At 54.5% G+C, this 21269-nt stretch carries 19 protein-coding genes; 8 read left to right on the top strand and 11 right to left on the bottom strand.

Annotation, left to right across the window (positions count from 1 at the left end; all coding sequences use genetic code 11):
* Positions 1-33: 33 nt before the first annotated feature.
* A complete protein-coding gene (locus tag G461_RS0121480; RefSeq protein ID WP_026973393.1) occupies positions 34-924 on the top strand; it encodes a LysR family transcriptional regulator in 891 nt (296 codons plus the stop codon).
* Positions 925-972: 48 nt separating this feature from the next.
* Here G461_RS0121480 and G461_RS26190 read toward each other — a convergent pair whose 3' ends face one another.
* Positions 973-1071 (bottom strand): MetS family NSS transporter small subunit, encoded by a 99-nt coding sequence (locus G461_RS26190; RefSeq protein WP_157360391.1) that lies wholly within the window; start codon positions 1069-1071, stop codon positions 973-975.
* A gap of 1 nt (position 1072) precedes the next feature.
* Positions 1073-2563 (bottom strand): sodium-dependent transporter, encoded by a 1491-nt coding sequence (locus tag G461_RS0121470; RefSeq protein WP_026973392.1) that lies wholly within the window; start codon positions 2561-2563, stop codon positions 1073-1075.
* A gap of 382 nt (positions 2564-2945) precedes the next feature.
* Here G461_RS0121470 and G461_RS0121465 point away from each other — a divergent pair, with 382 nt between their 5' ends.
* Entirely contained in the window at positions 2946-3770 is an 825-nt protein-coding gene (locus tag G461_RS0121465) for a Cof-type HAD-IIB family hydrolase (protein WP_026973391.1), read from the top strand.
* 6 nt (positions 3771-3776) lie between these two features.
* Here the strand turns inward: G461_RS0121465 and G461_RS0121460 are convergent, their stop codons facing one another.
* From G461_RS0121460 to G461_RS0121435, 6 genes are all read right to left on the bottom strand, one after another.
* The gene (locus tag G461_RS0121460; RefSeq protein ID WP_026973390.1) at positions 3777-4946 is read right to left on the bottom strand and encodes a glycosyltransferase; all 1170 of its coding nucleotides are present in this window, start codon (positions 4944-4946) and stop codon (positions 3777-3779) included.
* A 3-nt stretch (positions 4947-4949) separates the two neighbouring features.
* Positions 4950-5669, bottom strand: coding sequence for an acyltransferase (locus G461_RS0121455; RefSeq protein WP_026973389.1), 720 nt, complete (start codon positions 5667-5669; stop codon positions 4950-4952).
* 103 nt (positions 5670-5772) lie between these two features.
* Positions 5773-7260, bottom strand: coding sequence for a lipopolysaccharide biosynthesis protein (locus tag G461_RS0121450; RefSeq protein WP_026973388.1), 1488 nt, complete (start codon positions 7258-7260; stop codon positions 5773-5775).
* Complete coding sequence (locus G461_RS25735; RefSeq protein WP_051333753.1) at positions 7257-8207, bottom strand: glycosyltransferase family 2 protein; 951 nt, start codon at positions 8205-8207, stop codon at positions 7257-7259. The genes G461_RS0121450 and G461_RS25735 overlap by 4 nt, the downstream gene beginning before the upstream one ends.
* A complete protein-coding gene (locus G461_RS25730) occupies positions 8207-9211 on the bottom strand; it encodes a glycosyltransferase family 2 protein (RefSeq protein WP_026973387.1) in 1005 nt (334 codons plus the stop codon). The genes G461_RS25735 and G461_RS25730 overlap by 1 nt, the downstream gene beginning before the upstream one ends.
* 98 nt (positions 9212-9309) lie before the next feature.
* Positions 9310-10689, bottom strand: a complete 1380-nt coding sequence (locus G461_RS0121435) for an O-antigen ligase family protein (protein WP_035480995.1) — start codon at positions 10687-10689, stop codon at positions 9310-9312.
* A gap of 70 nt (positions 10690-10759) precedes the next feature.
* Here G461_RS0121435 and G461_RS0121430 point away from each other — a divergent pair, with 70 nt between their 5' ends.
* From G461_RS0121430 to G461_RS0121415, 4 genes are all read left to right on the top strand, one after another.
* Positions 10760-11722: a glycosyltransferase family 2 protein gene (locus G461_RS0121430; RefSeq protein WP_169727285.1), complete on the top strand. Its 963-nt coding sequence runs from the start codon at positions 10760-10762 to the stop codon at positions 11720-11722.
* A 162-nt stretch (positions 11723-11884) separates the two neighbouring features.
* Positions 11885-14482, top strand: a complete 2598-nt coding sequence (locus tag G461_RS0121425; RefSeq protein WP_026973384.1) for a hybrid sensor histidine kinase/response regulator — start codon at positions 11885-11887, stop codon at positions 14480-14482.
* 196 nt (positions 14483-14678) lie between these two features.
* Complete coding sequence (locus G461_RS0121420; protein ID WP_035480992.1) at positions 14679-15566, top strand: aminoglycoside phosphotransferase family protein; 888 nt, start codon at positions 14679-14681, stop codon at positions 15564-15566.
* A gap of 191 nt (positions 15567-15757) precedes the next feature.
* Positions 15758-16132: an MmcQ/YjbR family DNA-binding protein gene (locus G461_RS0121415; RefSeq protein ID WP_026973382.1), complete on the top strand. Its 375-nt coding sequence runs from the start codon at positions 15758-15760 to the stop codon at positions 16130-16132.
* Here the strand turns inward: G461_RS0121415 and G461_RS0121410 are convergent.
* Entirely contained in the window at positions 16108-16710 is a 603-nt protein-coding gene (locus G461_RS0121410; protein WP_026973381.1) for a TetR/AcrR family transcriptional regulator, read from the bottom strand. The two genes, G461_RS0121415 and G461_RS0121410, sit on opposite strands and share 25 nt — an antisense overlap.
* Before the next feature lie 154 nt (positions 16711-16864).
* Here G461_RS0121410 and G461_RS25135 point away from each other — a divergent pair, with 154 nt between their 5' ends.
* Together G461_RS25135 and G461_RS0121400 are read left to right on the top strand one after the other, a co-directional pair.
* Complete coding sequence (locus G461_RS25135) at positions 16865-17932, top strand: MBL fold metallo-hydrolase (protein WP_051333751.1); 1068 nt, start codon at positions 16865-16867, stop codon at positions 17930-17932.
* A gap of 93 nt (positions 17933-18025) precedes the next feature.
* The gene (locus G461_RS0121400) at positions 18026-19573 is read left to right on the top strand and encodes a methyl-accepting chemotaxis protein (protein WP_026973380.1); all 1548 of its coding nucleotides are present in this window, start codon (positions 18026-18028) and stop codon (positions 19571-19573) included.
* Positions 19574-19639: 66 nt separating this feature from the next.
* Here G461_RS0121400 and G461_RS0121395 read toward each other — a convergent pair whose 3' ends face one another.
* Together G461_RS0121395 and G461_RS0121390 are read right to left on the bottom strand one after the other, a co-directional pair.
* On the bottom strand, positions 19640-20656 hold the full coding sequence (locus G461_RS0121395; protein ID WP_026973379.1) for a glycosyltransferase family 4 protein: 1017 nt from the start codon (positions 20654-20656) through the stop codon (positions 19640-19642).
* 45 nt (positions 20657-20701) lie between these two features.
* Positions 20702-21250 (bottom strand): hypothetical protein, encoded by a 549-nt coding sequence (locus tag G461_RS0121390; RefSeq protein WP_026973378.1) that lies wholly within the window; start codon positions 21248-21250, stop codon positions 20702-20704.
* Positions 21251-21269 lie beyond the last annotated feature (19 nt).

Below are 21269 nucleotides of genomic sequence, written 5' to 3'. Positions count from 1 at the left end.
TAGTTGCACAACCCCTTTCCCATAGGTCACGTTATGCACCGGCTAGAACGTTTAGATATCAAGCAACTTAGGGTCTTTCAGGCCTTGCTCCGCGAAGAGAGTGCCTCTAAAGCTGCCACCCAACTTGGGTTGACTCAGCAGGCGGTCAGTGACCATTTGCGAAAGCTTAGGGATGTATTTAACGACAGGCTGTTCGTCAGAAAGACCAACGGCTTTGTCCCCACACCCTTTGCTGAAGCACTCGCAGTGAAGGTGGACAAGCTGCTCATTGACTTCAACTCGTTGCTATCTGTGGGGAGCTTTACCCCCAGCACAGCAAGTGGCAGCTATGTAATTGCAGCCACCGACTATGCCCAACAAGTCGTCTTACCCGCCTTGCTTACTCAACTGCGAAAGCAAGCACCGGGGCTAAAGGTCATCGTCAGAGATTTTGAGTTAGACAGGCTGCACGAGCTAATGGAGAGCGGCAAAGTGCACTTAGCGCTCGCCTTCCCCGACTATATTCCCGAGAGCTACCGAGTGCTTACGCTGTTTGAAGAGCAGCATGTATGTGTTACTTCAAAGCACTCCTCGATTGCTAACACAACGCCATCAATGGCAGATATCGCCGCGTACCCAACCATTATCACCTCACCATCCCGCCCCAACTTTAAAGGCTCGATTGATGACTGGTTTTCCCAGCAAGGGCTCAAGCGAAACGTAGTGATCTCTGCGCCCTGCTTTTCAGTGGTGCCGATGTATCTAGAGACTACCGACTCCATCGCCTTTCTGCCTTCAAGAGCCATCGCCAATCTCGATGTACACACCATCCAATTGCAGCACTCACCAAACAGCTTTGATGTAATTGCCGCTTGGCACCCTCGCTACAACGACGACCCGCTGCAGCAATGGGTTACATCGTTGCTAGAGGCCACCCACGTATAACGCAAAAAGCCATCCTCTCGGATGGCTTTTTAGTCACGCTACACGACCTTACTTACCGCTTTGCATCGCCTTATTGATGCAAAGCAGCGCTCCACCCCAGGTGAAGCCGAGGCCCAGTACCATCATGATAATTGCACTGATGTCCATATTACGCCTCCTCGTTGGTGGTTTGTGCGGTGGGTAGTTTGCGAACGATAACCGCCATTACGATCATCATGGCAATCAAGCCCCAGCCAAAGGTCATCATATCGAACTGGCTGTAATCACCGTAACCGTCGCGGATCAGGGTAATCAGATTGGTGCCAACGATGATAATCAGCAGCGCAGGGCTTAAGAAGCGCAGGCAAAACTCGAACCAAGCGCCGATGCGGAACTCAGACAGATTGTTAGCACGCTCACGCAGCTCAGGCAGGATTTTCACCATCCAACCAACAATCAGCAGTTGTGCCAGACAGCTACCCAAAATGCCCACGTTATTCATAAAGTGGTCCACTACGTCCAGCAGCAGCAAGCCGCCGTTGCGGGTGAACGACAAGGAGATAATCAAGGCGATACCACACACAATCGAGGCCGCTTTGCGACGGCTCCAACCGCTCTTATCGATAACTGCAGAGGTCACCGCTTCGACGATGGAAATCATCGAGCTCAAGCCTGCAACTGTCAGAGCCAAGAAGAACAATGGACCAAGAATATACGGCGCAGGCAGCAGGTTAATCGCAGTAGGAATAGTGATAAACGCCAGGCCAACACCGGCCGAGACCACTTCGGTAATCTCTTTGCCGCTTGAGTGCGCCATGTAGCCAAGAATGCCGAAGATCATCATACCCGCCATGATCGAGAAGCCGCAGTTAATCAGTACGGTCATAAAGGCGTTGTTGTTGATGTCGGACTCTTTTGGCAGGTAGCTTGAGTAGGCCAGCATAATGGCAAAGCCCACACTCAGGGTGAAGAAGATCTGCCCGTAAGCCGCCGACCACACCTTGGCGTCCAAGATCTTGCTGAAGTCAGGTTTGAACAGGTAGTTCAAGCCATCAAGCGCGCCAGGCAGGAAGGCCATGCGCACGATAAGACCCAACACCATGATGAATAGCAGTGGCATCATGATCTTGCTGGCGCGTTCAATCCCACCTTTCACACCGGTAAACACCGCCGAGAAGGTGATAAGCCAAGCAATCACCACGGGTACCACGATATGGCTTTGCAGAGCGCCCAAGTTGCTCGGTGCGCTGCCATCAACCAACTGCAGGTACTCAGTGAAGAAGAAGGCGTTTGGATCAGCGCCCCAACTTTGGGTAAACGAGAAGCCCAAGTAGGAGATTGACCAGCCAATCACCGCCACGTAGTAGACCGCGATGGCAAAAGCGACAAACACCTGGAACCAACCCAGCCACTCCAAACGACGCCCTAAGCGCGCAAACACCTGTGGTGCTGCGCCACGCATCTTGTGGCCAAGTGAGAATTCCATGATCATAAATGGGATGCCTGCGGTGAGCATGGCAAACAGGTAGGGAATGAAGAAAGCGCCGCCGCCATTTTCATACGCCATATACGGGAAGCGCCAGATGTTACCCAGGCCGATTGCTGAGCCCACTGCCGCTAGGATGAACCCCAGACGGGATCCCCATTGTTCACGTTGCATTTTATTACCTCCATATACTGCAACCGCGATGGCTTCCTTTTTTGAGCCATCGACATCTACCCGGAACAACAGCCTAAGCTGCTGATAAATAACTATTTACCTAGTCGGGTATAACAGGATCAAATGTTAGCTCAAGAGAAAATTTGGCCAAAGCAACAATCCACTGTTATATGTTCTAGATCATGTGATCTGAATCATCAATTTCAGTATTAACTGCCGCTTTCCTCCTTTCGGAGAAGAGATGATAAAGCCGGCTGGTTAAATAGGCGCAGATTCTATCCCAAAGCCACACGAATTGGGATAGAATGCCCGCTCTTTTTTCACCGTTACGTCAAATTTCTTTGATATAAGGTTTGCTCCTTTTCTGTACTGAGGTTGTTACATGTACAAACTACTCGCCCTGGATATGGACGGTACCCTGCTCAACTCTGAAAAAACCATCTCACCGCGCACCTTCGACGCCCTGCAAGCGGCCAAAGCACAAGGTGTACATGTGGTGCTGGCTTCAGGTCGTCCAATTAATGGCCTACAGCGCTACTTGCAAGAGCTGGGCTTGACCAGCGATGAGCACTTTGTGGTGAGCTACAACGGCTCGTTGGTACAACGGGTAGGTAATGGCGAGGTGATCCACCAAACCATGATGAGCGGCCGCGACACCAAGGATATCTTCGCCGAGTCGCAGCGTTTGGGCGTGTACATCCATGCCTTCTGCGCCGAGCGAGGCCTGCTAACCCATGAAGACAACCCCTACTCGCGCCTTGAAGCCGAGATCAACGGCGTAGAGCTGAAAGTGACCGACTTCAACCAGCTGGGCGATGACGACCAGTTCATCAAGGTGATGATGGTGGCTGAAGAGAACATCCTCAATCAGGCAGAAATCGCCGCCACCGAGAGCATGCAGCAGCGCTTTACCATCGCTCGCAGCTACCCGGTGTTCTTAGAGTTCCTGCACCCCGAGGCCAACAAAGGCATCGGCGTTGCCAAGCTGGCTGAGCTACTAGACATTGAGCAAGCAGAAGTGATGTGTGTGGGCGATGCCGACAACGATCGCCATATGCTCGAGTACGCTGGCCTTGCTGTGGTGATGGACAACGCCGAAGAGCGGGTAAAAGCACTGGCAGATGTGATCACCGCTAGCAACAACGACGATGGCGTTGCGCTGGCAGTAGAACAGCACATCTTGGCGGCTGAAGCGCTAACCGCGTAACGCCCACTATTGACTCGGAGCCTGTCTCCGAGTCAACAACTCCCCAACAAACTTGGCCCGCTCGGCCCAACTCTCGCTGCGTACCGCCATACGCTGAAAGGCGCTTTGTCTGTGCAGCAAACTCACCGGTGTTTGCAGGCTTTCCTCTAGCGCATTAGCAAAGGCCTCGACCCCGCGGGCTGTTGTCACCAAGCCGGAATACTCCTGCAATGCCGGAAACGGCGTACTCACCACCGGCCGCCCTGCCGCCAAGTACTCGCGCAGCTTTAATGGGTTACAGGCATCGATCTGCGAGCAGCGACGAAACGGCAGCATTGATACTGTCCAGTGCTGGGAAAAGCCGGGCAGGCAATGGTGTGGCACCGCATCCACAAATTGAATGTTTGGGATACCGTCGAGGCGGCTGATATCGGTCTCGATCTTGCCGACAAACAGGAAGGTCCAGTGCGGCAGCAAGCGGGCAACCCGCGCCAGCAGGTCCATATCCAGCCACGCCGCGATACTGCCGTAGTAACCGGCAATCGGTCGCTGACTGGGCAAATCCCCCGAAGGGGTCGCAGGCTTCACAAACAGCGGGAAATCCACCCCATGGGGCAGCACGGCGATTTTCTCTAACACCTCTTGCTGCTCATGCCACTTGTCACGCAGCCGCTCGCTGGCAACCAGGATATGGTCGGCCTGTTGCACCAGCCGCTGCTCACAGGCTTCGACCTGCTCATGGTCTACCCCGGCCAACGCACCGAAATCGTCGCCGCAGTAGTACACCACCTGCTCAAACGGCAGCCGCCCAAGCACTTCGACCGCCGTGGGTAAGGCCAGCCAGGCGTTGGCCTTGGTCATACCCAACTTGCGCATGGCCCGGCCCACCTGCCACGACAATAGCACGCGGTTAACCCAACGTAGCGCCTTAGAGCGTGGAGCGGGAAAGGCAAACGGCGAAATCACTTGCACGCTCGATGGCGTAAGGCCCGGTTGCTCGGCGCTGCGCGGCATGACCATCTTCAACAGCTTCTCGCCCACCCGCTTCAAGTCGCGCAGATTCAGGCGCGGGCGACGCAGGCCAATCGAGTTAACCCATAGCACCCGGTTATCAGCAGCTAGCTGGCGAACGATGTGTTGGCTGCTGCTGGGGTGGCGCAGCCAGTCTTCGGCGAATACGACAATATTGGAATTCATGGCTTAACCCTCTACATCAACAATCTGTTTAACTACTTTGGCTGGCACGCCCGCGGCTAACACGCCAGCGGGAATATCTTTGGTGACCACTGAACCTGCAGCAATCACCGAGCCTTGGCCAATCGTGACTCCAGCCATCACCGATACGCCGCTGGCCAGCCACACATCCCGCTCCAGCACGATATCGCCGACTTGGTGGTCATCTTCCGGTTCTCCGGCAGCGCGGCGGCGCGCATCCATGGGATGGCCCGGATAGCCCGCCAACATGCAGCGCCCGGCCAGGCGTACGTTGTCGCCCAACACCACCCGCCGGCCAACAGCAATCGAGCACTGCCAGCCGATATCCACGTTGTCGCCCACGCTCAAGCGAGGGCGCTCAGCGCCACAGCTGCGGCCACTGAAGGTAGTCTGTCCGGAGATCCGGCAGCGCTCACCAACGGAGATATCCAAGGCCCCAAGGATCTGCGGCATACCGGTATAGAGGTTAAGCTTTGGCGCTGGGCCGCTTAGCTGAGAGCGAAACAGCGGGCTATACCATAGGGTTTGGCTGAGGCTATGCCACAGCTGACTGATTGAGAGGTGCAAGCCATAAAGGCCGCGAGTGAGCATCGGTAGTACTGGAACCTGCCAATCCCGGATTGCCAGCAGCAGGGTTTTCAGGCTCCGTGCCAGCGGTGATGGGCTGTGTTTCAGCCACATCCTTGGGGAATCGAGTCGTTGCATGTTATCTCTCCCAACTCATCAGGTAGTTGTTTAAAGCTATTGCGATTTGGGAGAGCTACAGCAGGCTTTATGCCAATATTGTAAAGCCTTTATTTTCATGCAGTTAAGCTGCAGTTGAAATGGCCTTCGCATTCTGCGAAGGGTGGCTAGCCACAGCTGCTATCGCGCCAGACTTGCGCCATTGGTAGTAAGCCCATGCTGCTAGCCAGAGTAAATTAGTGAGCGCCAGCGGTGCGCTGTTCACATCTAGACCAATCAGCGCCAACACGCCCAACACCATCATCGGAGGCACCAGACACGCCAGCAGCGCTTTGGGCTGATAGTCCAAGGGGCACAAGCGCAGGCTCAGCCAGCTAAAGGCCGCTAAACGCAGGCCGTAGACCAGCATCAGGGTTGCCAACAGCCCTGCCACACCAAACTGGGGGATAAGCAGCAGATACAGCGCCAGTGCCAGCACCGCCGCCATGCCATTAATCTTGGGCAGCCAACCGGGACTTTTCGGCAAATAGCAGCCGATATCGAGCACCGAAGTCGCCAGCTTGGCGGTTAATGCCAGCAGCAGCATCGGTAGCCATACCAAACCCTCGGCGTAAGCCTCAGGCAGCAAGCGGGTTATCACCCACGGCGCCAACAGCGCGCAGCCACTAACTAGGGCAAGGATCACCATTAGCAACCACTGGTGCACTTTGGCAACAGTGACGGCGCCATTTTCCTGCGCCAAGATGGTAAAGCGCTTAGGCAGCCACCACGCCTCGAAGATACCGAAGACCAATGCCACCGCCTCCACCAGCTTGATCATCACGCCATAGCGGGCCAAGGTCTCCGGCCCTAGGTGAGAAGCCAGTAGCAGACGATCCAGCCCGTGCAATACAAACAGGCTTAGCGAGGCCAGCACCAGGCAGCTTTGATAACGCAGGGTCTGCTTAAGCAGCGACCACGAACAGCGCAGTACCAGTTGCTGTCGGCAGCACAGCAGCGCCAAGCTCATCGCGACCACGCTGCTTGTTGTGCTGGCGCTCAGGATGGCATTGAGCTGCCAGCCTTGTTTTAGGCCATACACCGCCAGCGAAAACTGCAGCGCGGTCTGCACGCTCACCACCAGTAGGTAGGCTGCAGCCCGCCCTTCGATACGCAGCCACATGTATAAGGGCTGGGCCACCACAATCGACCAGACGATCACCGCCACCATCACTTGCTGTAATAGCGTTAGCGGTTCGAACAGGCTGATTGGCAGATAGCGCAGCGTGCTGAACACCAGCAAGGCCAAGGCCGCGCCATAGGCACAGCTCAGCAGCAGTGATGATGACAATAGCGTCTGCTTGTCACGGTGATGACTGCATTCAGGATAAAAGCGCGGCAGCGCCCCGGCGCTCATCTCTAACAAGGAGCACAGCGAGAACACCACCAGCAAGCTCTCTAGCAGCCCATAGCTTTCCAGGCTCAAATAGCGGGTGCTGATGGGAATAAGCAGCAGGCCAGCGCCTTTTTGCACCACCGTGAGCAAGCCATAACAGCTCAGCTCTTTTAGCGAAGAGGCACGTTTCACCAACTGGCTAGCGCGCTGCCACAGGCTAGATTCAAATGCACTCATGCTTGAGCCCTCCGGCTGCGTTGCTGAAGCAGCCACAAGGCGGGCAGCTTGTTATGCCAGCGAAAATAGCGACTCACAAAGTAGTTGTCTTTAAGCTGCTCACGCGCAGATGCTAGCTGATACTTAGCGATAAGGTGATCGGTAAAGCGAAAATAGGCCTGCAGCTGTGGCCAACTAATCGACGATTGCAGTTGCATCCAGGCATGGCGACAGAGCAGCTCTAGGCAATGCTCGGCAAAACGGTCATGCAACTGCTTGCTGGCCATGCCACGCATAAACGCGGCCACACTGCTGCGGCGACCATGTAGTCGTTGCACTGCTTTACCGCTGGATCGGCAGATTCCCTCTGGATTCATTCGATAGAAGTACAAAGCGGCATTCAGGCTCAATACCCGATTGGCCAGCAGCAGGGCTTGATAGCTGAACAGCTCGTCTTCAAACCATTCACCACGGGGAAAGGCTAGCTGCTGACGCTCCACCAACGCGCGGGCGATCAGCTTATTACAGGCCATGGTGTTCTCCGCCATACTCTCGGGGAACACGCTTTGGCTGTGCTGCGCGCTAAAGGTCTTCCAGCCGCAGCACACCACCTCGGCATCCCCCTGCTCGGCCAGCTCAAATAGGCGGGCAAACATCTGCGGGTCGGCATAATCGTCGCTATCCACAAAGCCTAGATACTTACCGCTGGCCGCGCGCATACCAATGTTGCGCGCCTCTGCCAGCCCGACATTCTGCGGCAAGTGGATCACTCGAAGTTGGCGATGGGTTTGCGCCTGCAAGCGCGCCACCACATCGCTAACCCCATCAGGGCTGGCATCGATCACCACCACAATCTCCAGCGATGGCAAGGTTTGGGCGAACAGGCTTTGCAAACACTCTTCGATATACGCTTCGGTGTTATACGCCGGGACGATAACGCTCACATCGACGCTGTCAGTGCTGGCCATCAGCTCACCTCCTGAATCGGGTTAGTCGCAGCAGTGCTGCGCAACGTTGGCAATCGGGCGGGCATGCCTTGTCGGGCTTTTACCCAGCGCGCTAGCAGCAGGATTTGCCAGTCGCTGTGGCGATAGCGTAGAAAACGGCTTATGCAGTAGCTGTTGCTCACCAAACCGCTTTGCTCGGTGAGCCGATATTTGTCGTCTAGATAGGCCATGCAGTGCCAAAAGCTCAGCAAGTCGGTACGGTCAACCGGATAGTACAAGGCACTGAGCGCCGAGTTCGCCAGACAAGCCAGTACTGACTTGGCGTTACTCTGTAGCAGGCCGCGCGCTTGGGCATCGGCCACAAATTGACTAAGAGTTAGCTGTTTTTCGATGATATTGAAGCGGGCCTTGAGCGGGTCGCGACACAGGCTCTCATCGTGCAGCCGGTAGAAGTAGCCGTGGTAATCACAGCGCGCCACCTTGGTTGCCAGATAGCGAGCCAAGTAGAGAAAGGGCTGGTCTTCAAAGATCATTCGCGGATAAAAGCGCAAGCCGTTCTCTTCTAGCCAGCCGCGGTTAAACAGGTGGCTGGTGACGAATACATTCTGGAAATCTTGGTCGGTGGGGATCAGCGTGGCGCTGTCGCAGTGCTCTTCAAACTGCAGGCGTTGGCAGCTCACCACCTCGGCTTGCTCGGTCACCGCGCAGTGATATAGCTTACGGTACATATCTGGAGCGACGATATCATCGGCATCGACAAAGCCAATGTAATCGCCTTTGGCCTGAATCATTCCCAGATTGCGTGCTTGCGATACGCCGACGTTGTCTTTAAGTAGCAGCAGACGAAAGCGCTCGGGGTAGCGCTGGACAAACTGTTCAACGATATCAGCGCTGCTATCGGGCGATGCATCCACCACCACGATCACTTCCAGATCCTGCATGCGCTGCTTAGCCAGCGACTCTAAACATGCAGCTAGGTAACGCTCGGCCTTGTAGGCGGGGACAATAACACTGACTTTACTCATCTTGTTCGACCTTGCAGTTTGTTGTGCTTAAGCGGTTTACTGCAAGGTCGAGGCCAGAGTTTTTTATTCTTTATTTTTCATATAGATAAGTCAATTAATCAGCTGCTTTTTGCAGCTTGCAACTGACGCACTAAGATGGCGTGCAGGGCCACGATCAGGGCCGCCAAGATATAAAACGGCCAGGTAAAGCCCTGGGTTAAGAAGGTGCCCGACACCGAGGTGCCGAGCAGACCAATAAAGATCCCCTCGGCGGTCGCGTATAACGGCCCGCTGCGCATGCCCAGCTCCGCCAGCGCAATCAGGTTCGCTTGTGCCAAGCGCGCCAGCTTATAGATGGCAGTGGTAAATAGCCCGAGGCCGACAAAGCCAGTCTCACCCAATACGCCAAACCAGGTGCTGTGCACCGCATGGTTCTTACCATCCCAGTGCTTACTAAAGAAGAAGTAGTTGGAATAGAAGTTGTCCAGCCCTACCCCGGTAAAGGGATTGCGCAGCGCCATATAGAAGGCCGCCTCCCAGGCATATAGCCGGCCCATCGAGGATTCATCAATGCCCGACTCTGCCGCCCCGCCAGAGCTGCGGTCCGAGATCCCCGCCACGACAAACAGTATCGGCATCGCGATGGCACCGGCACCAATCAGCAAGGCTTTGTTCTCAACCCGTCGCCATGCCAATACCCCAGATAGGGTCAGCACACCCAGCAAGCCGCCACGGCTTTGGGTGGCCAGCAAGGCCATAAACAGGCAGACAAAGCCGATGATCGCCACCCAGCGCCGTAACCCCAGGGTGCGGTCCATAGCCCACGCCGCCGCAAAACCCATAGGGAACATTAAAGTCAGCGCCAAATCATTAGGGTCTCCCAGCACCGAGCCAAAGGAGCGACCGATGGTCACCCGAGTGCCCTCCACCATCTCCAGCCCATGTTGGGCGTTATAGAGCGCCACATAGGCCACAGCAATCCCGCTGACAATACAGGCAAGCGCCGCTTTAGCTAAGTCTTCAGGCTTACGCACCAGCCATGCAATGGCAAAGGTCATAATAATGATCTTGCTAAACACCCCGTTAAAGTAGGCAATCGCCAGGCCACGGTTGGATGCCATGACCACCGTCACCAAGCACCAGAAAAAGAATGCCCCCAGCCAGGTGAGCTCCCTACACCAGAAGATTCGCAATTTGCGAGTGATTCCCAAATGCCAGGCCAAGGTCGCCAGTGACGCTAGTGCCAGCAGTTGCGGAATGCGAAGTGGATAGAGCTGCGGATAGGCCTCGTGCAGGCGGAAAAATGAAAACAATACAAAGCCCATCACCATCAAAAAGGGAAAGCGAAAAACACTGACCAAAGCCACAGGCAAGATAGCAAAGGCGATGGGAATCAGAGGGTTAGGGACAAGGTACCAAAGTGCGAACGGCACCAAGCAGCAGCCCAGAGCAATCAAGCTCTGGTTCAGTTGTGGATGAAGAAAGGTGCTGTTTGTCATTGGCAATCTCGTTATGGCATGGCTTCTGCTTCTTCCCTTACAAAGCAACCACAATGCCAAAGGTGAAATGATGAATGAAACTAAGCCTAAACCTGCACTCCAGCCTAAACACCAAGAGCCACTCTGCTCGGTGGTTATCCCCAGCTACAACTGTTTGGGCTATCTCAAGCAAGCACTGAAAAGTGTGCAAGCCCAAAGCCTGCAGGCTATTGAGATTATCGTGGTCGACGATGGCTCGACCGATGGCACCTGGCAGTGGCTAGAACAGCAGCAACAAAGCGAATCACGACTGGTTGCCATTAAAGGGGAAGGACGCGGCCCAGCTCGCGCCCGCAACCTGGGAATAGCCCACAGCAGCACCGAGATTATTGCCCTACTAGATGCCGACGATACCTGGCGCCCCGACAAACTCAGCGAACAACTGAGCGTGCACCTAAGTCACCCGGAGATGGGCTTTAGCTTTACCGACTACCGCCACATCGGCGAGAACGGCGAAGACCGCGGCACCTGCTTTGAGTACTGGCCTAGCTTCCAACAGTTCGTTGAAGCACGTGCCGGTTACCGCGTGGTGCCCAGTGCAGCCGCTACTATCTTTGCAGAGAACGTGGTGGGCACCTCCACGGTGATGTTCAGCAAGACCGCCTTTAACGCAGTAGGCGGCTTCGACTGCGAGCTGGTGTCCGCTGAAGATTGGGATTTGTGGCTGAAACTGGCCTTACACGCCCCGGTGGCCTTTCTCAATCGCAGCCATACCCACTATTTAATGCGTAGCGACTCAGAAAGCAGCAAGGCCGAAGCGCGCTTGCAGGCGCTCGGCGAGATCTATCTTCGTCACCAACAAGCGGTAGCCCAGCAATCTCGTCCTGCGCTGCGAGTTGCCCGCTCTCGCATCCAAACCCTGCAGGCTGAGCTGGCCGAGCAACAGGACCAGTTCAAACAGGCTTTCTCTTACCGCCTGCGAGCCCTGTTCCTTAATCCTCACCGACGCGAGCTTAAACAGACTTTGAGCGCGATGAAACTGGCGTGGCGCTAAACCCACACCATCGCGCCGGCTCACAAATGCGTTAACAAAATAGGCACGGATGCCTTCCCTCAAGCGTAGAGGTCAGTTAACACTTCCATACTGTCATTAATCGCTTACACTATAATGTAACTGCTCGCTGGTACTCGCTTCGAAAGGAATCGGACGGACTGCATGGCTCTACTCAACACCTTCTCAATCAGGTTGCGGGTATTACTGTTGGTGATACTCCCACTGCTCATCGGCCTGGCGCTCTCTGCGCAAGATATCTTCAAACAGTACCTACGTATCAATCGCTTACACACGATCAACAGTGTGGTTGAGACCCAGATCGAGCTCCAACAGCTGCTGCAAGTTGCGGTCACTCGTCGCCAAGCCCTGCTTGATAGCCAATCCATCGATAATACCCGCGACACGCTGCCCACCTTTGCCAGCGCCCGCCAGCACCTTCCGAGCAGCGTGGTGGTTCAACTTGATGAGCTGATCTGGTTAGTCAACGAGCTCGCCACCTTTGGCCGCGATGAGTTGGTTGACTGGGAAACCCTGCTGATGGACTCGCTGGCGCCGATTGCCATGGAGCTGGAGAAGCAAACTCCACTGAGCCAAGTCAACGCCATCGACCAACAAGCGCAAGTACTTCATCAGCTTTCGTGGCTGCGCCTGTGGGCACTGCAAGAGAGCTGGGTGCTGGAGAGCTACGGCTCAACCGAGATGTCGCTGGACCTAGCGCGCTTTAACGCCGCCATTGCTAACCAGCAGCAGTTGGTGGATCGCTTTATCAATATCTTTGCCACGGACGCCCAGATCACCCGCTTGATGGAAGAGTTCTCCGCCCCCGCCTTCCAGCGCTCGTTTGCCCTGCGCGAGGCGCTGATCTACCAACAGTTGGAACATCAGCAACTGATCGACAACCTGCCTGCCCTGCGCGAGCGCCAACAGATCATCAATGGGGTAATCGGCGATTTTGCGGAGCAGCTAGAAGCCGAGGCAAAAATCAACATCCGCCATGCTGAGTGGCGCGCGCTGACGCTGATTGCGCTTACCGTGCTGGCACTGTTGGCCTTGGTGAGTTTGGGCAGCAATGTCTATCGTCGGGTGACCCGGGTACTGAGCCGGGTGGTACATACCATGAGCAACCTCGACAACACCGCCGACAGCCAACGCAGCATCAAGATCGATGGCAAAGACGAGTTCACCGAGTTTGCTGAGCAGCTCAATCGCATTTTGGAAGAGCGCGTGCAAAGCCGCGCGCGCATCATTCAATCCAAAGAGCAAGCCGAGCAAGCCAACCGCGCTAAAAGTACCTTTTTGGCGAACATGTCCCATGAGATCCGCACGCCGCTGAATGGCATCATCGGCATGTCATCGATCCTCTCAAAGACCAAGCTCTCGCCCAGCCAGAATGATTATCTGCAGACCATTGAGACCTCCTCCCATGCCCTGCTGATCCTGATTAACGACATCCTCGATCTGTCTAAGATTGAATCGGGTAACCTGGTACTCGCGCCCGTCTCCTGCAGCCTGCGCGAGCTGGTATTCGACAGCCTGACCTTGGTACTGCCTAAGGCCTCAGAAGCCAAGCTGCAGCTTAAAACTCATATTCAAGACGGTCTGCCTGAGTCGGTGCTGCTCGATGACCATCGCCTCCGTCAGGTACTGATGAATCTGCTATCTAACGCCGTTAAGTTCACTGAGAAAGGTTCCATCAGCGTATCGCTCAAGTATCGCCAGCTAGACCATGAGCAGCTGGCCTTAGATTTCGCGGTAATTGATACCGGTATTGGCATCGACGAAGACAAGAAGCAGCAGATCTTCCAACTGTTCAGTCAGGAAGACTCCTCGATTACCCGCCGCTTTGGCGGCACCGGGCTTGGCCTTGCCATCTGTAAGGAGCTGGTCGAGATGATGGGCGGTGAGCTGGAGGTGGAATCTACCAAAGGCCTAGGCAGTCGTTTCTTCTTTACCCTGACCACCCGCATCGTAGACAGCGCAAGCCGCACCATGCAGCTTGACCGGCGCAAGCTGGCCATCGTTGCCGATAATCCCCAGCAGCAAATCGAGTTAGTCGACGAAGCCGCCTACTGGGGCGCGCAGGCCCAAGCGCTTGACAAGCTGGACCGCCGCTCACTGAGTGATATTGAAGCGCTTATAATCTGCAGCGACAACGAGCAGTATGCCGCCTCACAAATGACCCTCGCTAAAACGCTCAAACCAAGCATCAGTTGCGTACTGGCCCGTCACTACAGCTATCAAGAGCTGGAACTGCCAGCCAATTTTGATGGCGTGATTACCCTGCCCCTGCTCGGTGAGCGCTTTGCCAAAGCCATCAACCAAGCATTGAACTGGCGGCAAACCAGCGAAACCAAGGTCACGCCTTTGCCCTCTGTCAGCCATAAAGTGCTGATTGTGGAAGACAACGGCACCAACCAAAAAGTCGCCTCGCTAATCCTCAAAAAAGCTGGCTACCGCCTGGCCGTCGCCAACAATGGCCAAGAAGCGGTCGACGCGGTCAAAGCCGGCGATGACATCGACCTGGTGCTAATGGATTGCATGATGCCGGTGATGGACGGCTTTACCGCAACCCAGCAGATCCGCGAGTTGGAAGAGCAGCAACAGCGCAAACGTACCCCCATCATCGCCCTCACCGCCAGCGTACTGGATGAGGATATCGAGAGATGCTACGAGTCAGGCATGGATGATTATTCGGCCAAGCCGTTTAAATCGGATGTGTTGCTGGCAAAGATTAATCAGTTGATTGAGGAAACTGCATAAGATGTTTAGGTGAGCGAGAGCTTATCTTTCAGTTTATTGGAGCTAAGTATCTACAACACGCTTTTGCGCCAAACGAGAGCGTACTTAAGATTCTGTCTATGAGCTCACATACAGAAATACTCCTTCAAGACTCATGCTCTGCACGCTGTATCCATTGTCCTGTATAATTTTGTCCCTCGAACTGAAGGTACAAAAAATGCTGATAGATGTTGCTCTGGTTAAAAAACTCATTCGCTCACAGTTCCCACAATGGAGAGACGAGGTTATTGCTCCTGTCGAAAGCTCTGGTTGGGACAACAGAACCTTTCATCTAGGTAAGGAGCTACTAGTTAGGCTTCCAAGTGCTGACGATTACATTTCACAAGTTGAGAAGGAACAAGAGTGGCTACCAATCATTGCCGAGCAAGTTACATTACCTATCCCAACACCAGTCGCAAAAGGTCGAAGTGATGAGTTGTTTCCACGGCCATGGTCAGTATATAGGTGGCTCGATGGGGAAACACTAATTAACAATTATGATGGTGATCTGACCACAATAGCCCGCGACCTAGCAAGTTTTCTTAATTCTCTGGACTTGGTTTCAATTAAGGGTGCGCCCGCCGCAGGAAAACACAACTTTTTTAGAGGTTGCAGTTTGAAACACTATGAAGATGACGTGCAAAAATCACTCGTTATTTTAGGTGGTATTGTTGATGAAGCTGCTATTAGATCTATCTGGGAAGCGGCTACCACTCATGAGTGGACGGATAAACCAGTTTGGTTTCATGGAGATGTAAGCCTAGGTAATCTTCTGGTTAACAATGGAAACCTTGTTGCGGTTATAGACTTTGGCTGTAGTGCTATCGGTGACCCTGCCTGTGATCTAGCTATAGCATGGACGCTATTTAGTGGAAATTCCCGTAAGGAGTTCAAAAAGCATAGAAATGTAGACTCGCACACATGGGCTAGAGGTCGAGGCTGGGCTCTGTGGAAGGCATTGATTGTTTGGTCAGGAGTTGACTCTAACCAAAGTGATAGACATCTAGTAGAAAACATTGTTCGAGAGTTAATTGCAGACTATGAACTTGAACAAGCTAACAATTAGTCACCTAGCGTTGTAGCTAGTGAACGGGATTGTTGCGATGCTTGTTGTTAAACACTCACTTCTGTTTTTAGCAAAGTCACTGGTATGGAACTCTCCAAAAACAAGTCAGTTAATACCACCTCACAACCGCTCGCTTGACTGATTCGGTTTTGCTAGGGTATTCCAGCCCCCTAGAATATTGAGTTGCGACTATGGACTACCCACAACTAAAGAAATACCTGCTTAGCCGCCCTGAATCAGTACTAGAGCTGCCCTTTACCCCCGATGCGCCGGTGTTTAAGGTGCGTGGAAAGATGTTTGCCTTGGTATTTTGGCGAGAGCAAGAGATGTACATCAATCTCAAGTGTCAGCCTGAGCAGCTGGATGCCTTGCTCGACATCTATCCGGCCATCAGCCGTGGCTACCATATGAATAAGCGCCACTGGCTGACCCTGCATTTTGATGGCTCAGACGCCGAGCAGCAGGCGCTTCGGCTGATTGATAACTCCTACTCGCTGGTTGTGGGCGGCCTTAGCAAAAAGGTGCGCGAATTATTACTGGCTCAGTTAGAGTCTTCCAGCGCATAAAACTGCAAGAACATCGCAACGCTTTGCTCCACCAGCGTATCCAGTCGCTCTTGGCTGGGCGCGGGTAAGTGCGCCAATACCTGCGGCCAAAACGCTTCGGTTTTAAGTAGCGAGTAGAACTGGTTGGCGGCTAACTTTGCGTCGCAGGCTTTGATGCGTCCATCCTTACTCGCCGCATTCAACCATAGCTCTAGCGCTCCCTCACTGTTTGCTAAGCGGTGCATCGCCTGCTGGGCCATCTCGGGCTGCTGCATATAGGCGGCCATGACACAGCGCGACAGCGCGATATGTTCCGGGTCGAGCATCAGCGCGACTTTAGCCTCGGCGAAGGCGTTTAGCTGCTCACTCAGCGGCTGCTCTGAGCTGTAGCTGAGCTCGATCCGCTCCAACCAAAGCTGAGCAGTAATCTGCTCGAACAGCCCTTCTTTACTGGCAAAGTGGTTGTACAAAGTGCGCTTAGACACATCGGCGCGCGCACTCACTGCATCCATATTGGCTGCTTGATAGCCGTTCTCTGAGAATTCAATCACAGCCGCATCTAGGATGGCTTGGCGCTTACGCTCACTGCGAGAAGACATAACTGTAGCCTTTCGTTAACAGGTGGATTTTTGTAAATTTTACACTTGCTAGTTTACTTTTTCCAGAACAGTCACTATAACTACACTCACAAGTTTACTTTTAGATGGTTCCCTATTGAACCTGATCAACCTCAGCAAGTTTGGAGTAATCGTAATGTCGTTAACCATGATGTCCTGCGTGAATAAACCTGAGCAATGGCAATCTGAGCAGTTCGATGGCAAAACCTTTAACAACCAAGCAACCTCACTGAACGACGGGAGTGAAAACATGGCTAACATCTTCTACCGCTTTATGTTCGAAGACCGCAAACAGCGCGTTCCTCAGCAAGCCTTGCCCATGCAGCCATTGGATCTGCAACTGTGGCAGCAAAGTCAGCAGGATCTGGTTGCCCGTTTGGGCCACTCCAGCGTGCTACTAAAACTGGATGGTGGCTTTTGGCTAACCGATCCGGTGTTCTCTAAGCGCGCATCCCCAGTGCAGTGGGCTGGGCCTAAGCGTTTCCACCAACCGCCTGTCACTCTCGAACAGTTACCCGAGCTGACCGCCATTGTTATCTCGCATGACCACTACGACCACCTCGACAAACACAGCGTATTGGCACTGGCCGACAAGACCGAGCGCTTTATTGCCCCGCTAGGTGTCGGACAACGTTTGATTGACTGGGGCGTTCCGGCAGACAAAGTCACCGAGCTGGACTGGTGGCAAGAGTACCAACATGCAGGCGTCACCGTGGCCGCAACCCCAGCCCAACACTTTAGTGGTCGCAGCTTGAGAGACCGTAACCAAACCCTGTGGGCGTCGTTCGTATTGCAAGGGCAGCAAAGCAAGGTGTTCTTCAGTGGCGATGGCGGCTACTTCGGCGGCTTTAAGGAGATTGGCGAGCGCTACGGCCCGTTTGATCTGACCTTGATGGAAACCGGTGCCTATGATGAAAGCTGGGCTAGCGTGCATATGCTGCCAGAGCAAAGCGTTCAAGCCCACTTGGATGTGCGTGGCGAAGTGTTGCTGCCTATCCACAACAGTACCTTTAACCTGGCATTTCACCCTTGGCAGGAGCCGCTGCAGCGCGTGCAACATCAGGCTGAGCGCTCGGGTGTATCGCTATGGATCCCTATGATTGGCGAAACTCGCACCATCGGCGGTGCATACAGCAACAACTCCTGGTGGGAGCAAAGTGCCGAGACACTGACCCAACTCACTGCAGTTGACGGGAATTCCTGAGCTAGATCATAACTTAATGACATTATGATCAATTGAGTTTGTAGGGCGCTATATTGAGAGTTAGCGTCGATATAGTTTCCTGCGAGCAAACTCATGGATGAGAGACAAGCAAATGTAGTGGACCGGGAAGTCACCTTTGCCAATGGTGAGCAACTGGTATCCACCACCGATCTCGATGGGGTGATTCAATATGCTAACCCCCAATTCTGCAAGGTTTCTGGTTATTCTAACCAGGAGCTACAAGGCAAAAACCACCATATCGTGCGCCACCCCAGTATGCCTAAACCGGCCTTTACCGACCTCTGGCAGCATCTGAAAACCGGTGACCATTGGCGCGGCATGGTGAAAAACCGCTGCAAGAATGGCGAGTACTACTGGGTCGATGCCTATGTCACGCCTATCTATCAGGGCAACAAGGTGGTGGGCTATCAGTCGGTACGCGCCTGCCCGGATGCCGAGCAAAAGCGCCAAGCCAACGCCTTGTATCAGCAAATTAACCAAGGGAAAATGCAGCGCCCATGGGCTGAGCGACGCGCCTTGCGCCTTGGTTTAGCCGCACTCGCAGGACTTGGGCTCTGTAGCTGGTTGGCTTTTAGTGCGGGCTTTAGTGTGGCATTGCCAGCCGCGCTGGTATTCGTGCTTATCGCAGTCTTGCTCAACCAAGAGCTGGCGGTCACCCCGCGCTACTTTGCCAAACTGCGTGCCCGCTATGACAGCGTTAGCCGCTTTATCTACTCGGGCAAAGACAGCCATGCCATCGCCGATTATCACATCAAGATGGAGCAAGCGAAGGTGCGGACCATCTTGGGGCGCACCCAGGATGACTGCAACAATATCGAGAGCAACGCCGATAATCTTCATCAACGCTTTGAGTCTGTAAATACCGATATCCGCCAGCAAGCCAGCGAAGTGGAGCTAATCGCCACCGCGGTCACACAGATGAGTAGCACAATTACTGAAGTGTCTGGCAACGTGCAGCGCACCGCCGATTCAGCCTCTACAGTGAGTGAGGAGTGCGCGAACGCTCTCACTGAAATGGGCGGTACAGTCGGCAGTATCAACCAACTATCCAACCAATTGCACCACTCCTCAGAAACTGCCGAAGCGCTGGTTCGCGAAGCGCAAAGCATCAACGATTTTATGGGCGAGATTCAAGGCATAGCTGAGCAGATCAATCTGCTAGCGCTGAACGCCTCCATTGAGGCTGCCCGGGCGGGTGAGTTTGGTCGCGGATTCTCGGTAGTGGCCGATGAAGTGCGCGCGCTAAGCAGCCGAACCCACGCATCGACCCAGCAGATCGCCGATTCAGTGGCCACCATCAATCAGCGCCTGAGCAACTTTAGCCAAACTTTTAAGCAAGGGGTCGATGCTGTCGGCACCACCTTGGAGAGCAGCGCGTCTACCCAACAACGCATCGATGAGATCAACCGCAAGATGCGACACATCAATGAGATGGCCGCACAAAGTGCCACTGCCGTCGAGCAGCAGACACTGGTGGTTGGCGAGCTAGACAGCAATATCAACCGCGTTAGCCTGCTCACCCAAGACACCGCCGATCTCACCCATCAAGCCGAACAAGAGCTCGAAGAGATGCGCGGCAGTATCGCTAAGTTGCGCAGCCTGCCCAGCACCTTCGCTTGACGCTAGTATGTAGATATAAAAAAGCCCTCGCAGGTTATCCCACGAGGGCTTTTTATTGGGCGGCAATCAACGCGCTGCCATCGCCGTTTGATAAACCGATAGTACCTCAGGCAACACCGCGCGGGGCGAGTACTGCTCGACAATGGTGTTTCGGGCATTATCGGCCAGCTTGGAACGGGTTTGATAGTCGCTATGCGCCCACCATTGCAGCTGCTCCACCCACGGATCCAGCTCTTCACCTTGCAGGCTAAGCCCGTTATGGCGATCTTGCACCAAGTGGCTCAAGCCGCCCACTGGCGTGGCACACACCGGAATACCGTAAGACATGGCTTCCAGCGCGGCCATCGGCAGGCCTTCTCGAAGGGAGGGCATTATCAGCAAGTCGATCTGCGGCCAGAACACCTGCATATCCTGCTCGCCCATCAGGCTCAGGTTGCTGGGGCGCGATTGCTCTATCTCGGCGCGCAGCGGGCCGTCACCGAAGATCATAAAGTCCAGCTCCGGCATAGCGCGCGCCAACTCAACCACCCGCTGTGGTGCTTTCGCCTCAACCAAGCGCCCGACGAAGGCCACCCGTTTGGCCTGAGAGGCCACCGGGGCGGGTTGCTGGCTTGGGCTAACAAAGTTGTTAATCACCCGACAACCGGCAGCCACCCGGTCGGCAATCGCCTGACTCACTGCGATCCGTCCTTGGCTCATGCGCGCACTGAATCGGTCAACCCAATCATACAAGGCTAAGCGTCCTCGGCAACGCTCGCCAGCATGGAAGGTGGTGACATGGGGCGTACCAACACTGAGGTTTGTCAGGCGGGTCAGCAAACTGGCTTTGTAGCCGTGGGTATGGACCAGCGACACATCGCACAGTTGCTGACGCAGCGCCTGCAGGCTCCCCGCCAAGTCGACTACGCTGACCTGATTTTCAATCAGCGCGCGCACCATGGGGTGGGCGCCGCCTTGATAGTCACTCCACAGCAGTACCCGTGGCGACAATCCTTGGCGTTTCAGTGACACTGCCAGGTTCAGTACATGGCTCTCAATGCCACCCACGGCGCGGGTGTCGATAAACAGTGCGATGTGTTTCATAGTGACTCCTGCAAACTGCTGCTAAAAGTGGTCTTAAAGGCTGCTCTAAAAACTAAAGCTAATCGAGCCGCTGTCTGACAGCATTTCTGTCAGTTGGATGCGCTGGCTGTCGCCACTTCCTAGAAGCCATAGCTCAGCATTCAGTTGCGTGGCGTGACCCGGTAAGGTCACCGTCAGCTCAGTCACATCTGTTGCCAGCGGGCCTTGCCACACACAGCTGGCATAATCGACGCCACCATAGCTGTCTTGCTCGGTACACAGGTTAAGGAACACCCGCTCCGCGCTGGCTAGGTTGGCTTGTACACTGACCTGCCAGTCGCCCTGCATGGCGAAATCAAAGTCTTCGCTTACCGAGATGTCGGCGAAATCACCTGCCACATAGGGCTCATCGTTGTCTTCTTCGATAACTGGAGCTGGCTCTGGCGTTACTTCCACCGGTTGCTCAACCACTTCTTCAGGTACCGTTTCAACCGGCGCTGGCTGGGTGGTGGTCTGCTCGTTATCAGCGGCGCTGCTGTCACCGCCGCCTCCCCCGCCACCACAGGCTGTTAGTGCAAAGGTGGCCAAAATTGCGATTAGGTTTAACTGTTTCATGGGAATATCCTCAGTCCGG

Origin of the sequence: Aliagarivorans marinus DSM 23064 (genome assembly GCF_000429485.1) — a bacterium.
GTDB lineage: Bacteria > Pseudomonadota > Gammaproteobacteria > Enterobacterales > Celerinatantimonadaceae > Aliagarivorans > Aliagarivorans marinus.
This window is presented reverse-complemented; position numbering and strand designations above follow the sequence as displayed.

Excerpts from the sequence above, each read along its gene's own strand:
- G461_RS0121480 (WP_026973393.1), top strand. The coding sequence starts at position 34 with ATGCACCGGCTAGAACGTTTAGATATCAAGCAACTTAGGGTCTTTCAG.
- G461_RS26190 (WP_157360391.1), bottom strand. The coding sequence starts at position 1,071 with ATGGACATCAGTGCAATTATCATGATGGTACTGGGCCTCGGCTTCACC.
- G461_RS0121470 (WP_026973392.1), bottom strand. The coding sequence starts at position 2,563 with ATGCAACGTGAACAATGGGGATCCCGTCTGGGGTTCATCCTAGCGGCA.
- G461_RS0121465 (WP_026973391.1), top strand. The coding sequence starts at position 2,946 with ATGTACAAACTACTCGCCCTGGATATGGACGGTACCCTGCTCAACTCT.
- G461_RS0121460 (WP_026973390.1), bottom strand. The coding sequence starts at position 4,946 with ATGAATTCCAATATTGTCGTATTCGCCGAAGACTGGCTGCGCCACCCC.
- G461_RS0121455 (WP_026973389.1), bottom strand. The coding sequence starts at position 5,669 with ATGCAACGACTCGATTCCCCAAGGATGTGGCTGAAACACAGCCCATCA.
- G461_RS0121450 (WP_026973388.1), bottom strand. The coding sequence starts at position 7,260 with ATGAGTGCATTTGAATCTAGCCTGTGGCAGCGCGCTAGCCAGTTGGTG.
- G461_RS25735 (WP_051333753.1), bottom strand. The coding sequence starts at position 8,207 with ATGGCCAGCACTGACAGCGTCGATGTGAGCGTTATCGTCCCGGCGTAT.
- G461_RS25730 (WP_026973387.1), bottom strand. The coding sequence starts at position 9,211 with ATGAGTAAAGTCAGTGTTATTGTCCCCGCCTACAAGGCCGAGCGTTAC.
- G461_RS0121435 (WP_035480995.1), bottom strand. The coding sequence starts at position 10,689 with ATGACAAACAGCACCTTTCTTCATCCACAACTGAACCAGAGCTTGATT.
- G461_RS0121430 (WP_169727285.1), top strand. The coding sequence starts at position 10,760 with ATGAATGAAACTAAGCCTAAACCTGCACTCCAGCCTAAACACCAAGAG.
- G461_RS0121425 (WP_026973384.1), top strand. The coding sequence starts at position 11,885 with ATGGCTCTACTCAACACCTTCTCAATCAGGTTGCGGGTATTACTGTTG.
- G461_RS0121420 (WP_035480992.1), top strand. The coding sequence starts at position 14,679 with ATGCTGATAGATGTTGCTCTGGTTAAAAAACTCATTCGCTCACAGTTC.
- G461_RS0121415 (WP_026973382.1), top strand. The coding sequence starts at position 15,758 with ATGGACTACCCACAACTAAAGAAATACCTGCTTAGCCGCCCTGAATCA.
- G461_RS0121410 (WP_026973381.1), bottom strand. The coding sequence starts at position 16,710 with ATGTCTTCTCGCAGTGAGCGTAAGCGCCAAGCCATCCTAGATGCGGCT.
- G461_RS25135 (WP_051333751.1), top strand. The coding sequence starts at position 16,865 with ATGTCGTTAACCATGATGTCCTGCGTGAATAAACCTGAGCAATGGCAA.
- G461_RS0121400 (WP_026973380.1), top strand. The coding sequence starts at position 18,026 with ATGGATGAGAGACAAGCAAATGTAGTGGACCGGGAAGTCACCTTTGCC.
- G461_RS0121395 (WP_026973379.1), bottom strand. The coding sequence starts at position 20,656 with ATGAAACACATCGCACTGTTTATCGACACCCGCGCCGTGGGTGGCATT.
- G461_RS0121390 (WP_026973378.1), bottom strand. The coding sequence starts at position 21,250 with ATGAAACAGTTAAACCTAATCGCAATTTTGGCCACCTTTGCACTAACA.